Annotated in this window: 13 protein-coding genes; 11 read left to right on the top strand and 2 right to left on the bottom strand. The window is 65.9% G+C overall.

Going from position 1 to position 14,223, the window contains the following annotated elements; genetic code table 11:
* Positions 1-369: hypothetical protein (locus CYU59_RS13835; protein ID WP_292990416.1), on the bottom strand; the 369-nt coding region annotated here is incomplete at its 3' end.
* Positions 370-489: 120 nt separating this feature from the next.
* On the opposite strand from CYU59_RS13835, the gene CYU59_RS13830 reads away from it, so the two are divergent.
* Together CYU59_RS13830 and CYU59_RS13825 are read left to right on the top strand one after the other, a co-directional pair.
* Entirely contained in the window at positions 490-1,629 is a 1,140-nt protein-coding gene (locus tag CYU59_RS13830) for an acyl-CoA dehydrogenase family protein (protein ID WP_292990414.1), read from the top strand.
* Positions 1,629-2,894, top strand: a complete 1,266-nt coding sequence (locus CYU59_RS13825) for an acyl-CoA dehydrogenase family protein (RefSeq protein WP_292990412.1) — start codon at positions 1,629-1,631, stop codon at positions 2,892-2,894. The genes CYU59_RS13830 and CYU59_RS13825 overlap by 1 nt, the downstream gene beginning before the upstream one ends.
* Here CYU59_RS13825 and htpG read toward each other — a convergent pair.
* A complete protein-coding gene (gene htpG / locus CYU59_RS13820; protein ID WP_292990409.1) occupies positions 2,891-4,816 on the bottom strand; it encodes a molecular chaperone HtpG in 1,926 nt (641 codons plus the stop codon). The genes CYU59_RS13825 and htpG overlap by 4 nt on opposite strands.
* A 299-nt stretch (positions 4,817-5,115) precedes the next feature.
* Here htpG and CYU59_RS13815 point away from each other — a divergent pair, with 299 nt between their 5' ends.
* From CYU59_RS13815 to CYU59_RS13775, 9 genes are all read left to right on the top strand, one after another.
* Positions 5,116-5,979 (top strand): mycofactocin-coupled SDR family oxidoreductase, encoded by an 864-nt coding sequence (locus CYU59_RS13815; RefSeq protein WP_292990407.1) that lies wholly within the window; start codon positions 5,116-5,118, stop codon positions 5,977-5,979.
* A gap of 94 nt (positions 5,980-6,073) precedes the next feature.
* On the top strand, positions 6,074-6,397 hold the full coding sequence (locus tag CYU59_RS13810; protein ID WP_292990404.1) for a DUF4286 family protein: 324 nt from the start codon (positions 6,074-6,076) through the stop codon (positions 6,395-6,397).
* Complete coding sequence (locus CYU59_RS13805; protein ID WP_292990402.1) at positions 6,394-7,386, top strand: thiamine pyrophosphate-dependent dehydrogenase E1 component subunit alpha; 993 nt, start codon at positions 6,394-6,396, stop codon at positions 7,384-7,386. Before CYU59_RS13810 ends, CYU59_RS13805 begins: the two co-directional genes overlap by 4 nt.
* 4 nt (positions 7,387-7,390) lie before the next feature.
* Positions 7,391-8,389 (top strand): pyruvate dehydrogenase complex E1 component subunit beta, encoded by a 999-nt coding sequence (locus CYU59_RS13800; RefSeq protein WP_292990400.1) that lies wholly within the window; start codon positions 7,391-7,393, stop codon positions 8,387-8,389.
* The gene (locus CYU59_RS13795) at positions 8,382-8,618 is read left to right on the top strand and encodes a biotin/lipoyl-containing protein (RefSeq protein WP_292990398.1); all 237 of its coding nucleotides are present in this window, start codon (positions 8,382-8,384) and stop codon (positions 8,616-8,618) included. The genes CYU59_RS13800 and CYU59_RS13795 overlap by 8 nt, the downstream gene beginning before the upstream one ends.
* 34 nt (positions 8,619-8,652) lie before the next feature.
* A complete protein-coding gene (locus CYU59_RS13790; protein ID WP_292990396.1) occupies positions 8,653-9,525 on the top strand; it encodes an enoyl-CoA hydratase-related protein in 873 nt (290 codons plus the stop codon).
* A gap of 15 nt (positions 9,526-9,540) precedes the next feature.
* A complete protein-coding gene (locus tag CYU59_RS13785) occupies positions 9,541-11,073 on the top strand; it encodes an acyl-CoA synthetase (protein WP_292990394.1) in 1,533 nt (510 codons plus the stop codon).
* A 37-nt stretch (positions 11,074-11,110) separates the two neighbouring features.
* Positions 11,111-12,472 (top strand): aromatic ring-hydroxylating dioxygenase subunit alpha, encoded by a 1,362-nt coding sequence (locus tag CYU59_RS13780; protein ID WP_292990424.1) that lies wholly within the window; start codon positions 11,111-11,113, stop codon positions 12,470-12,472.
* The gene (locus tag CYU59_RS13775) at positions 12,469-14,166 is read left to right on the top strand and encodes an FAD-binding protein (RefSeq protein WP_292990392.1); all 1,698 of its coding nucleotides are present in this window, start codon (positions 12,469-12,471) and stop codon (positions 14,164-14,166) included. Before CYU59_RS13780 ends, CYU59_RS13775 begins: the two co-directional genes overlap by 4 nt.
* Positions 14,167-14,223 lie beyond the last annotated feature (57 nt).

Here is a 14,223-nt window from a genome sequence, read left to right as displayed (position 1 = left end):
GGTCTCGGTCGGCTGCTCGACCTCCTCGGCGGCCTCCGGCGTTTCGTCGGCGCCGGGGCCGGCTTCGGTCTTGGCTTCGGTCTCGGCCACCGGAGTTTCGGTAGCCGCCGGGGTTTTGGTCGCCGTTTTGGTTTCGGCCTCCGCTGCCCGGGTTTCGGTAGCCGCCTCAGCTTCGGCCGCCGCGGCAGCCTCGATCTGGGCCTGCGCTTCACGCCGCAGCTTGATGGCGCGGGCGCGGGCACGCGCGGCCGCGGCGAGCGCCTCGGCCTCGGCGGCTTCGGCCTCGGCCTGCTCAGCCAACGCGAGCGCATCGGCCTTCGCCTTGACGGGATCCTTGGGGCCGTCGACCTCGTCAGCCACGGTGTCCACGACTTCTCAACGTCATTATCGATTGAACTCCGGTATCTCTTACGGTATTGGTCATTGCTACCATCGGGTCACCGCGACCAGCGACTGGGACGCACGGCCAGGAAGGTCTTCGCCAACATCATGACTGCCGTCGATTCCCCCGAAAAGATACTCTTCGCCAACACCACCCAAGCGTTTCTCCAAAAAGAGGTCCCGCTGACGCGGGTGCGGGGATTGCACTCCGAAGGGGTGTCCTTCGAACCGGCCTGGTGGCGGCGAGCAGCCGAACTCGGGTGGACGGCGTTGCTCGTTCCCGAGGAACTCGGTGGCGGCAGTGTCTCCGGTGACGGCGTCGCCGACCTGGCGATGGTTGCCGAACAACTCGGCAAGACGGTGGCACCCGGCCCGCTGTTTCCGGTCAGCACTGTGCTTGCGGCGCTGGTGGATTCCGCCGACCCGCAATCTCATGCCGACACCATCGAGGCGCTGATCGGCGGCGAGGCCATTGCGTCGTGGGCGGTGTACGAGCCCGGCCGAGGGTGGGCGCCGCATGAGCCCTCGGTCACCGCGACCGCGACCGACTCGGGTTACCGGATCGACGGTGTCAAGGACCGCGTGGAGGCCGGCGCGCAGAGCGACCTGCTGCTTGTGGTGGCCCGCACCGACGACGGCCCGCGCCAATTCCTGGTGCCCACCGACGCATCCGGTGTGCAGATCGAACCGCAGCAGTCGATCGACATGGTCAAGCAGTACGCCCGCGTGCAATTCGACGGAGTCGAGGTCGACCGGGCCGCGGAGGTAGTCGGGGTCGATCTGCTCGACCGGCAGAGCCAGATCGCTCAGGTGCTGCAGTGCGCCGAGGTTGTCGGCATTCTGCAGACCGTCTTCGACTTCACCGTGGCGTGGGCACTGGACCGGCACAGCTTCGGCCGCCCGCTCGCGTCCTACCAGGCGCTCAAACACCGCTTCGCCGACATGAAGATGTGGTTGGAGGCGTGCCGGGCCACCACCGCCGCGGCGGTCACGGCGATCTCGAGCCGCTCGGCGGACGCGTCGCTGTCGGCCAGCATCGCCGCGTCCTACGTCGGCGAGATGGCCACCGAGATCATCCAAGCCTGCGTGCAGATGCACGGCGGAATCGGTGTCACCTGGGAACACGATCTGCACCTCTATCTTCGCCGAGCGGCGTTGTACCGCTCCATGTTCGGCACACCGGAGGAGCACAACCTTCGGGTGTATGCGTTGCAGGAGGCGGGACAGCAGGCGCCGAGGTCCGCCTGATGACGTCGCACACCGGCACCGCCGCGACCGTCGAGGCCGAATCCATCGACGAATTCCGGGCCCGTGCCCGGGTGTGGCTGGCCGAGAACATGCCGCCGATCGACCCGGCGCACCCGCCGGCCGCGCACCGTGACGAGGAAAGCGGATGGCAGCGGGCCCGCGAGCTCCAAAAGCGGCTCTACGACGGCGGATTCGCCGGCATTTGCTTTCCGCGCGAGTACGGCGGCCTGGGTCTGGACTACGAGTATCAAAAGGCGTTCAACGACGAGAGCCTCAGCTATGAGATGCCGCTGATCCTCAACACCCCGACATTCACCATCTGCTGTGCGACGTTGCTGGACACCGCGAGCGAGGACATCAAGCGGCAGCGCATCGGAGCGGCGCTGCGGGGCGACGAGGTACTCGTTCAGCTGTTGTCCGAGCCCAGCGGGGGGTCAGACCTCGCCGGTGTGCTGACCCGCGCCGACCGCGAAGGCGACCGGTGGGTGCTCAACGGCGCAAAGACCTGGAGCACCAGCGCATTCGGAGCCGACTACGGTCTGTGCCTGGCGCGCACCAACTGGGATGTGCCCAAGCACGACGGGTTGACCATGTTCCTGGTGCCGATCAAGCATCCCGGAATCACGATGCGGCGCATCACCCAACTCAACGGGTCGACCGAATTTTGCGAGGAGTTCCTCGACAACGTCGACGTCGGTGACGACGCCGTCATCGGCAAGGTCGACGACGGGTGGACGGTGGCCTCGCGCCAGCTTTATCACGAGCGCCGCGCGGTCGGGATGGGCTCGGAATTCGCCAGCGGCAGCGGCAGTGAGGGCGGCCGGTCGACACCGGTGAACTATGTGCGACTGGCGGCCACGACGGGGCAGTCCGACAACGAGCGCGTGCGGGAGATCGCCGGGCGTGCGTTGGTGCACCGCGCGGTCAGCGATCAACTGGGCGCGCACGTCTTCCGCAGCGTGAACGACGGCTCGTTGCCGCCGGCGGCGGGGACCCTGCTGCGGCTATTCCATGCCGAGACAGTCACTTTGGAGATGGACGCCAGCTTGGCCATCACCGGAACCGCCGGCGTCGTCGGCGCCGAGGGGGCGGGCCTGGAGACCGGCCTGCGCTACCTGTCCCGTCAGACGGTCTGTATCGGCGGCGGCACCAGCGAGTTGGCCCGCAACGTCATCGGCGAGCGGGTGCTGAATTTCCCCCGCGAGTACGCCGCCGACCGCGGGGTGCCGTTCAACCAGGTCAAGCACGGCAAGGCCGGACGCTAGACCGTGCGCGCCAGCCGGTTCGCCAGCAGGTCGGCGAACCGCGCCGGATCCTCGGGTGAGTTGCCCTCCGCGAGAAGTGCTGCACCGTAGAGCAATTCAGCCGTCTCGCCGTTCGTCGGGTCGTCGCCGCGGTCTTTGTGGGCCTGCTGCAGACCGGTGATCAGCGGGTGGGTCGGGTTGATCTCCAGGGTTCGCTTGCCGACCGGCACGTCCTGGCCGGTGGCGCGGTAGATGCGGGCCAGTGACGGGGTGATGCCGAACGCGTCGGTGATCAGGCAGGCCGGCGAATCGGTCAGGCGAGTGGACAGCCGCACCTCCTTGACGTGTTCACCCAGCGTCTCGGACAGCCAGGTCAGCAGGTCGGCGAAGTTCTCCTCCTGCTCTTTGCGCTCGGCCTCGTGCTCGGACTTCTCTTCCTCGGTGTCGAGGTCGACGTCGCCCATTGCGATCGACTGCAGTGGCTTGCCGTCGAATTCGGTGACCGAACCGAGCCAGATCTCATCGACGGTGTCGGAGAGCAGCAGCACCTCGTAGCCCTTGGCTTTGAACGCCTCGAGATGGGGAGTGTTGAGAATCTGCTGGGGCGTTTCGCCGGTGGCGTAGAAGATCTGCCGCTGGCCGTCTTTCATCCGCTCGACGTACTCGGCCAGCGTGGTGAGCTGGTCTTCGTTGTGAGTCGACGCGAACGAGGAGATCTCGAGCAACGTCTCCTGGTTGTCGAAGTCGCGCATCAAGCCTTCTTTGAGGACCTTGCCGAACTCGCCCCAGAAGGTGCGGTAGTCGTCCGGTCGCTCGGTCTGCAGTTCCTTGATGGTCGACAGGATCTTCTTGGTCAGCCGCCGCCGGATCGCGTTGATCTGACGGTCTTGTTGCAAGATCTCGCGCGAGACGTTCAGCGACAGGTCCTGGGCGTCGACGACACCCTTGACGAAGCGCAGGTAGCGGGGGATGAGCTGGTCGAAGTCGCCCATGATGAACACCCGTTTGACGTACAACTGCACGCCCGTGCCGGCGTCCGGTTCGTACAGGTCCAGCGGTGCCCGCGACGGAATGAACAGCAGCGCTTGGTATTCGAACGTGCCCTCGGCCTTCATCGAGATGACCTCGAGGGGTTCGTCCCAGGCGTGGGCGACGTGCTTGTAGAACTCCTTGTACTCCTCGTCGGAGACTTCGTCCTTCGGCCGGGCCCACAGCGCCTTACCCGAGTTGAGCGTCTCGACCTCGGTGGTGACGGTCTCGTCGTCGGTGCCCTCTCCTGATCGCTTCTCGACCTCCATTCGGATCGGCCAGGCGATGAAATCGGAGTACTTCTTGACCAGCGTGCGAAGTTTCCACTCCGAGGTGTAGTCGTGCAGCGCGTCCTCGGCGTCGACCGGCTTGAGGTGGAGGGTGACCGACGTGCCCTGCGGGGCGTTGTCGACCGCCCCGATCGTGTAGGTGCCGTCGCCGCTCGACTCCCAGGTGATGGCCTCGCTCTCGCCGGCTTTGTGGGTGAGCAGCACGACCTTGTCGGCCACCATGAACGTCGAGTAGAAACCGATGCCGAATTGGCCGATCAGCTCCTCGGACACCGCGGCGATCTTCGCGTCCTTGAGTTGCTGGCGCAGCTCGGCCGTGCCTGACTTGGCCAGCGTGCCGATCAGGTCGACCACCTCGGCGCGGGTCATGCCGATGCCGTTGTCGCGAATCGTCAGCGTGCGGGCTTCGGTGTCGACGTCGATCTCGATGTGCAGATCCGACGTGTCGACATCCAGGTCCTTGTTGCGGAAGGCCTCGATGCGCAGCTTGTCCAGCGCGTCAGAGGCGTTGGAGATCAATTCCCGCAGGAACGAGTCCTTGTCGGAGTACACCGAGTGGACCATCAAATCCAGGAGTTGGCGCGCCTCGGCCTGAAACTCCAACTGCTCGACGCCGGAAGTCATGAGATTCCCCTCTACCAGACGGTATTCGAGGGCAGGCTACAGGACTGCGTCGGCGCGGTCCTCCGTGCACCATTTCGGTGTCTTTCCTATCTTTAGTAGAATAGATACGATAGATTTTTGGTCGGCCTGTCCTGCAATGACGCAGTCGTGGAAGAGAAGCGATGGAGTTGAACGCTCATCCGGTTCGGATCAGCGCCCCTGCCGCGCCTGCGACGACTTTTGCCAACGTCTACTCCCGTGCCGAATGTGTTGAGCGCCAATGTAGGTCGCGCTGTTGAGCGCATGAGAGGGGATCGGCTATGAGCAGAGTGGCGGGCAAGGTCGCGGTGGTCAGTGGCGCCGCGCGTGGTCAGGGACGCTCGCATGCGCGGATGCTTGCCGCCGAGGGCGCCGACATCATCGCGGTGGACTTGTGCGAAGACATCGAGACCAATGAGTACCCGCTCGCGCGGCCCGAAGACCTCGACGAGACCGCCCGCCTCGTCGAAAAAGAAGGTCAGCGGATCGTCACCCAGATCGCCGACGTCCGGGACCGCGCCGCGCTCGCCGCCGCAATCGACCGGGGCGTGGCCGAGCTGGGACGTCTCGACATCGTCGTCGCCAACGCCGGGATCTGCCCGCTGACGGCCGGCCTGCCGGCCCAGGCCTTCGCCGACGCGGTCGACGTCGACCTCGGCGGTGTGCTCAACCTGGTGCACGCCAGCCTCAAGCACCTGGAGTCCGGCGCGTCGATCATCGTGATCGGGTCCAACGCCGCGTTCATGTCGTCGATGAACACCACCGGTATCGACGGCGGCCCGGGTGGTGCCGGCTATGCGTTCGCGAAAATCGCTGCCGCGCACTACGTCAACGACTTCGCCCGCGCCTTGGCGCCGTTCTCGATCCGGATGAACGCGGTGCACCCGACGAACGTCAACACCGACATGCTGCACAGCGCCCCGATGTACCGGGCCTTCCGGCCGGACCTACCCAACCCGACCCGCGAGGATGCCGAACCGATCTTCCCGCTGGTGCAGGCCATGCCGATTCCCTACGTCGAACCCGAAGACATCAGCGAGGCGGTGCTGTTCCTGGCCTCCGATGCCGCTCGGTACATCACCGGCCAGCAACTTCGTGTCGACGGTGGCGGATTCCTGAAGGTGAAGCCGTGGTCGGGCAGTTGACGACGACATGTAACGAGGAGGAGTGGCGCAATGGCTACCGCCAGCGACGATGCAGAGCGTAGCGAAAAGCGTAGCGATGAGGAGGAGTGGCGCAATGGCTAAAGGCATCATTTACCTGCAGACCATGCCGGTGTCCTCGGACCTCGAGGAGGAGTACCACAACTGGTACAACGACACCCATCTGGCCGAGATCTGCTCGGTGGACGGCATCGTCTCGGCGCGCCGGTTCGCGCCGACGGATGGCGACGGTCCGTTCGTCGCCGTCTACGAGCTCGACTGTGACGACCTCGACGGAGTCGTGCAGAAACTCGGCGAACTCGGTGCCAGCGGCAAGATGTCGTCGCTGCAGTATCTGAGCATGGACAACCCGCCGCCAATTCCCAAGGTGTACCGGGAGATTGGGTCCTACCCAAAGTGACGGCGGCGACCGAAGTCTCAGCGGACGTCCAGCGGCGCCTCTACGCGCTGATGGTGCTGATGAAGGCCGCCGACGACCGGCTCTCCAAAGGCATCGGCACCGGCGAGTTCATGTGCGTGTACTGGCCGTCGCGCGGGCAGGAGGCCATCGCGGCCGCGATGGGCGCCTCGCTGCGGCACGACGATCAGCTGGTCACGACGTACCGCGGCCTGCACGACCTGATCGGCAAAGGCGTACCGCTCGAAGAGATCTACGGCGAGATGATGGGACGCGTGGTCGGCGCCAGCCGCGGCAAGGGCGGCACCATGCACATCGCCAAACCCGAGAACGGGGTGATGCTGTCGACCGGGATCGTCGGAGCCGGGCCGCCGGTGGCGGTCGGCCTGGCGATGTCGGCCCAGCGCAAGGGGCTCGACCGGGTCACGGTGGTCAGCTTCGGCGACGGAGCAACCAACACCGGGTCATTCCACGAGGCGGCCAATATGGCTGCGCTGTGGGATCTTCCGATGGTCTTCGTATGCCAGAACAATCTCTACGCCGAGATGACTCCGACCGGTGACACGATGAAGATCGAGCACGTAGCCGACCGCGCGGCCGGCTACGGCATGCGAGGGGTGCGCGTCGACGGCAACGACCCACTGGCGGTGAAAGCCGTTCTCGACGAGGCACTTCAGCGAGCGCGCAGCGGCGGCGGGCCTACCTTCATCGAGTGCGTCACGTTCCGCTTTCGCGGTCACTACTTCGGCGACCGGATGCCGTACATCCCGAAGGAGCAGCTGGCCGCGGCGATGGATGCCGACCCGGTGCCGAAATTCCGGTCGCACCTCGCCGAGACGGGCATCTGCACCGAGGCCGAGTTGGACGGCATCGACAGCGAGGCGCTGGCAACGGTCGAGGCCGCACTGCAGACCGTGATGAGCGCCGAGTCGCCGACGATCGAGGAACTCGATCACGACGTGTACGCAACTCCGATCAGGTATCCGGTGTAAAGGCATGGACGACAAAGAGATGACGATGCGCGAGGCGCTCAACCTCGCATTGGATCAGGCCCTGCAGTCCGACGAGCGGGTGTTCCTGCTCGGCGAGGACATCGCCGACCCCGGCGCGTCCGGGCCCACGGCAGGGCTGTCGACGAAGTACGGCCACGACCGGGTGCTCGACACCCCGATCTCGGAAGCCGCGATCGTCGGCGCCGCTATCGGCGCGGCCATCGACGGCATGCTGCCGGTCGCCGAGATCATGATCATGGACTTCATCGGTATCGCCGCGGACCAGTTGATCAACAACGCGGCCAAGCTGCGATTCATGACGGCCGGGCGGACCACCGCGCCGATCACCATCCGCACCCAGGTCTACGCGGGGTTGGCCACCGGCGCAACGCATTCCCAAAGCCTGGAGGCATGGTTCATGCACATCCCGGGCATGAAGGTGATCGTGCCGTCCACCCCGCGTGACGGCAAAGGTCTGCTGGCGTCGGCGATCTTCGACGAGGATCCGTGCCTGTTCATCGAGACGATTCGGCTGCAAGGCAAGAAGGGCCCGGTCCCGCTCGACCCCGGTTTCCGGATTCCCTTGGGACAGGCCGACATCAAGCGGCCCGGCAACGACGTCACGCTGATCAGTTACGGACGTGCCGTCCACGACGCGCTGGCCGCGGCGGAAACCCTGAACGGTCAGGACATCAGCGCCGAGGTCGTCGACCTGCGCACTTTGGTGCCCCTTGACGTCGACACCATCGTCGAATCCGTCCGCCGCACCCGCCGCGCGGTCATCGTGCACGACGCCGTGCAGTTCGCCGGCCCGGGGGCGGAGATCGCGGCAATCCTGCAAGCCGAACTCTTCGGGGAGCTTGCCGCACCCGTCGAGCGGGTCGCGGCGAGGTTCGTGCCCAGTCCCGCGGCGGCAGCGCTCGAGGCGCAGGTGTACCCGTCGCCGCAGCGCATCGTCGACGCCGCGCAGCGAACTCTGGAGCGGGCGGGAGCCCATGGCTGACTTCGTCATTCGCATTCCCCGGGTGTCGGTCGCCGTCTCCGAGGCCGAGCTGACCGACCTGCTTGTTCCCGACGGCCAACACGTCGACGAGGGCACACCGATCTTTGTGATCGCCACCGAGAAGGTGGAGCAGGAAATCGAAGCCGGGGCATCGGGCACCGTGCAGTGGACCGGAGAGATCGGCACAACCTACGCCATCGGCGCAGAAATCGGCGTCATCACCGCATAACGCTTCATCACGTCAGAACAGAAGGGCAAAACACATGGACCTGAACGAAACTCGCGAACGGATCATCTACCAGAAGGATGGCCCGATCGCCAAGATCACCCTCAACTGGCCGGAGAAGGCCAACGCGCAGGACCAGAAGCTGGCCGAGGAAGTCGACGCCGCGCTGCTCGACGCCGACCGCGACTACGACATCAAGGTGCTGGTACTCAAGGCCAACGGCAAGGGCTTCTGCTCCGGGCACGCGATCGGCAACAACGCCGTCGACTACCCGGAGTTCGTCAAGAACGCCATGGTGACCGGCCACCCGTGGAAGGCGCAGTCGGATCTGTTCGTCAAACCGACCCTGAACCTGTGGGAGTTCTCCAAGCCGACCATCGCACAAGTGCACGGCTACTGCGTGGGCGGCGGCACGCACATGGGCCTGACCACCGACATCGTCATCGCCTCCGAGGACGCCTACTTCTCCTACCCGCCCCTGCAGGGGTTCGGCATGCCTTCGGGTGAATGTTCGATCGAGCCATGGGTTTTCATGAACTGGCGCCGCGCGGCCTATTACCTGTTCACCGCCGAGGTGATCGACGCCAAGAAGGCGCTCGAGGTCGGCTTGGTCAACGAGGTGGTCAAGCGGGAGGAGCTGGACGACCGGGTGGACGCGATCGCCCGCCACATCGCGCAGGCTCCTTTGACCACGCTGATGCTGACCAAGGCCAACTTGAAGCGCGCCTGGGAGCTGATGGGCATGCGGGTGCACTGGCAGAGCTCCAACGACCTCGTCGCGCTCGCCTCGATCAGCAAGGACGTCCAGCAGCTGATCCAGACGGTGTTCAAGGACAAGGTGCTGCCGTCCGAGCACGCCCGTCGCCAAGCTGCCGCGGCGGCATCGACCGACGGCGCACCCTCCGCCTAACAGGTAGGACCCGCTGTGAACATCGCCGAGCACGCGGTCAGCGCCGGCCCGTCGCCGGCGCTGGTCATGTCTGACGGCGAGGTGGTCTCCTACGGCGAGCTGTACGCCCGTAGTCAGCGGGTCGCCGCGGCGCTGCACAGCGCAGGACTGCGCCCCGGGGACGGCGTCGCCCTGGTGCTGTCGAACAGGCCGGAGTTCTTCGAAATCACCTGGGGCTGCCAGCTTTCCGGGCTCTATTACACTGCCGTGAACACTCACTTCACCCCCGACGAGGTTGCTTACGTCATCGACGATTCCGATGCCAAAGCGGTCTTCGTCGAGGCCTCGATGCGTGAGCTTGCGGCGCATCTGCGCAGCGCCAACGCCGGCGTCGAGGTGAACGTCGCGGTCGGTGGGACGTTGCCGGGCTGGCAGTCCTACGACGAGGCGATGGCCGCGGGCGGAGAGTCGCCGCCGGTGTCGGACGGGTCGGAGATGTTGTACTCGTCGGGCACCACGGGTCGACCCAAAGCCGTTCGGCGGCCGCTGCCGACCGACGGCAACGGCTCGTGGGCGCAGTCGGTGCTGGAGCTGGCGCTGATCCACAAGTACGACATGAGCGCTTCGAGCGTGTACCTGTCGCCGGCGCCGATGTATCACGCCGCCGGGGTCAATTACACGATGGCGGTCAATCGGGTCGGCGCTGCGGCGATCATCATGCGCAGGTTCGATGCCGAGGACGTGCTGCGCCTGATCGAGGCGCATCGGGTAACCCACGCACAGTTCGTGCCGACGATGTTCGTTCGGATGCTGAAGTTGCCCGAGGCGGTCCGCCGGCGCTACGACGTGTCGAGCCTGGAGTGCGTCATCCACGCGGCGGCGCCGTGCCCCGTCGACGTCAAGCAGCAGATGATGGACTGGTTCGGCCCGATCATCCACGAATATTACGGCGGGACAGAAGGATTCGCCGGTACCACGATCGGGCCGCAGGAGTGGCTGGCTCATCCGGGCTCGGTCGGCATCCCGATGTCACCGGTGCATGTGGTCGGTGACGACGGACAGGAGGTCGCGGTCGGGCAGACCGGTGAGCTCTTCTTCGAAGGCGGGCCGAAGTTCGAGTATTTCAAGGACCCGGCCAAGACCGCCTCGGTGTCCAACGATCGTGGCTGGCGTTCGCTGGGGGACATGGGCTACGTCGACGACGACGGCTACCTGTATCTGACCGACCGTTCGACATTCATGATCGTCTCCGGTGGGGTGAACATCTATCCGCAGGAGGCGGAGAACCTGCTGACCATGCATCCCAAACTGGTCGACGCCGCGGTGTTCGGCGTGCCCAATGACGAGTTCGGCGAAGAGGTGAAGGCGGTCGTCGAGCCGGCCGACGGCGTCGCCACGGGTCCCGAGCTGGCAGCCGAGCTCATCGAATATTGCCGAACCCACCTCGCGGGCTACAAGTGCCCGCGCACAATCGAATTCGACGTCCTGCCCCGCGATCCGAACGGCAAGCTCTACAAACGTCGTATCCGGGAGCGGTATTGGCAGGGGCGGGCGTCCAGGATCGTATGAAGCTGACAAGGACAACCAGATGAGCGCGCGAGCTGATGTGAGCTGGACACCGCTACCGGTGCCCCTGGCCGTGGCGGACCCGAGCCGGATTCCCAAGCAGCGCTACTACGATTCCGACTTTTACGCGGCCGAGGCGGAGCTGTTCTGGCCGCGGGTCTGGCAGATGGCGTGCCGGCTCGAGGAGATTCCGAAAGTCGGGGACTTCGTCGAGTACGAGATCCTGGACCAGTCGATCATCGTGGTGCGGGTCGACGCCGACACGGTCCGCGCCTACCACAACGCCTGCCGTCACCGCGGGGTGAAGCTGGTGGAGGGCAACGGCTCTCTTCCCGGGGCTAAGCGCACGTTCGTCTGTCCGTTCCACGGCTGGTGCTGGGGGATCGACGGCCGCAACACGTTCGTGCTGCGGCCCGAAGCCTTCGCCGAGGACAACATGGCGCCCGACGAGCTGGAACTGGTCCGGGTCAAAAGCGAGCTGTGGGGCGGCTGCGTCTGGATCAACCTCGACGACGACGCCCCGCCGCTGCGGGAATGGATGGAGCCGTTCGCCTCGATCTACGACGCCTGGAAGGTCGAATCTCTGCGCGTCGAGTGGTGGCAGTCCTGCCGGCTGCCGGTGAACTGGAAACTGGCGACCGCCGCGTTCATGGAGGGCTACCACGTTCCGCAGACGCATCCGCAGCTGTTGCCGTCGGCGTCGACCGGAAGTTCCTCGGAGGCCGTGCATCCCGTGGTGGCCAGCAGCCTGTATTTCATGCGCACACTGGGCGACGGCATGGGCGGCATGACCCACGAGAACGACATCCGGATCGCCGAGGGCATGCAAACTCTTCAGCTTCCCTCGGACCCGGCCCAGGCGCTGGCCGGCTGGCGCAGCGCACTCAACGACGCGGTGGTCGACTGGCATCGGGCCCGGGGCAGCGCAATGCCCGACCTGAACGACCTGATCCGCCGGGGGATCACCGACGCGATCGGATTCGCGTTCCCGCACCACTTCATCCTGCCCACCTACAGCAGCGCCTCGTCCTACCGGATCAGGCCGCTCGGCCCGGAAGAGACCCTGTTCGAGATCTGGTCGTTGACCCGGATGCCCGATGACCAGTCCACCGGCAGGCCGACGCCGCCGGAGCCGCTGGCGCCCGACGACCCGCGCTGGCCACCGATCCCTGCTCAAGACTTCTCCAACCTGCCCAGGCAGCAGAAGGGATTGCATTCCAAAGGGTTTGACTACATGCGGCTTTCGGGTCAGATCGAGGGGCTGATCTCGAACTTCGAGCGCGTCGTCGACGGCTTCCTGGCCGGTCTGCCCTACGACAAGCTGGTGCCGGCGATCCAGAAGACGAACACCACCATCGATGTCCCGATCGCCGATCTGGGCTTCACCTCGGAGGCGCAATGACCACGCACTGGGACCGGTCGGTCGACCTGGTGATCGCCGGTAGCGGCGGCGGCGGCATGGTCGCCGGCCTGGCCGCACTGGACAGTGGCCTCGAGCCGCTGATCGTGGAAAAGCAAGCCCTGGTTGGTGGTTCGACGGGGCTGTCCGGCGGAATCGTGTGGCTACCCAACAATCCACTGATGCGGGCCGACGGCATCGCCGATTCGCACGAGGACGGCCTCGCCTACCTTGCCGACGTGGTGGGGGAGATCGGCGCGGCGTCGTCACCCGAACGACGCGAGATGTTCCTGACCGCGGGCTACGAGATGATCAATTTCCTGATTCGCCGCGGCGTCAAGCTGATCCGGTGTGCCGGGTGGAGTGACTACTACCCGAATCACAAGGGCGGCAACGCCGCCGGCCGCGCTGTCGAGGGCATCCCGTTCGACGCGGCCGAACTGGGCGCCTGGCACGACAAGGTGCAGCCGTCGCTCGCCAAGAACTACGGCTTCACCGTGCTGACCAACGAGCTTCGGTCGGTGCAGTATTTCAACCGCGCGCCAAAGGCTTTCGCGGTGGCCACCAAGGTTTTCCTGCGCACGGCCGCGGGCCGGGCACGTCGACGGCAGATCCTGACCAACGGTGCATCGCTGATCGGTCAGATGCTCAAGGCTTTGATGGACGTCACCGATGGCCGGCCGCCGCTGTGGATCAATGCCGCTTTCGACGACCTCATCGTCGAGGACGGTCGGGTGGTGGGTGCGCGCATCGTCCACGACGGCAAACCGGTCAATGTCGAAGCCCGCAAGGGAGTCCTGCTGGCCGCAGGCGGATTCGGGCACAACGCCGAGATGCGCCAGAAGTACAGCGGCGACCAGCCCAACGACGCCAAGTGGTCGATCGCCAACGCCGGTGACACCGGTGAGGTCCTGCAGAACGCCATGGAACTCGGCGCCAAAGTCGATCTGCTCGACGAAGCCTGGTGGCTGCCTTCGGTTTTCCTGCCCGACCGGGTCGTCGCGGCGTCGCTCGGCTCGGGGCGTCAGCGGCCGGGCGCCATCTACGTCGACTCCACCGGCCGGCGGTTCTGCAACGAGTCCAATTCCTACGTCGAGGTCGGCAAGGCGATGTACGCCAACAAGGCGGTGCCCTGCTGGATGGTCTTCGACGACGGCTACGTGCGTCGCTACGTCACCAGCGTCAACCCGCTCAAGCGCAACACCCAGCTGCCGGCCGAACTCATCGAGTCCGGCGCGGTCAAGCGTGCCGACACGGTCGAGGAATTGGCCCGCCTGACCGAACTGCCCGCCGACGAGTTGGCACGAACAGTGCAGCGCTTCAACAAGTTTGCGGCCAAAGGGCTCGACCCCGACTTCGGCCGTGGCCAGTCGGCCTACAACGACTGCGTCGGTGATCCCGGGTATCGGCCCAACGCCGCCGTCGGCCCGCTGGACCGGGCGCCGTTCTACGCGACCAGGGTGCTACCGGCCGACGTCGGTACGTGCGGCGGCGTGATCACCAACGAGTACGCCCAGGTGCTCGACGAGAAGGACCAGGTGATCGGGGGCCTCTACGCGACCGGAAACAACACCGCGACGGTGATGGGCCGGACCTATCCGGGCGCCGGCGCGAGCATCGCCAGCTCGATGGTGTTCGGCTACGTCGCCGCCCGCCACGCGGCCGGGCGTGCGCTGCCCGGCGAACGCAGCCGCTAGCTCGTCGCCGAGCGTGAAACCAGTTTCACGTTCGGCGCCCAGCGTGAGGGTAGCTTC

The sequence above is a fragment of the Mycobacterium sp. genome (assembly GCF_002863225.1).
Taxonomy (GTDB): domain Bacteria; phylum Actinomycetota; class Actinomycetes; order Mycobacteriales; family Mycobacteriaceae; genus Mycobacterium.
The sequence above is the reverse complement of the archived record's forward strand: the minus strand, read 5'-3'. Positions and strand labels throughout refer to the sequence as shown.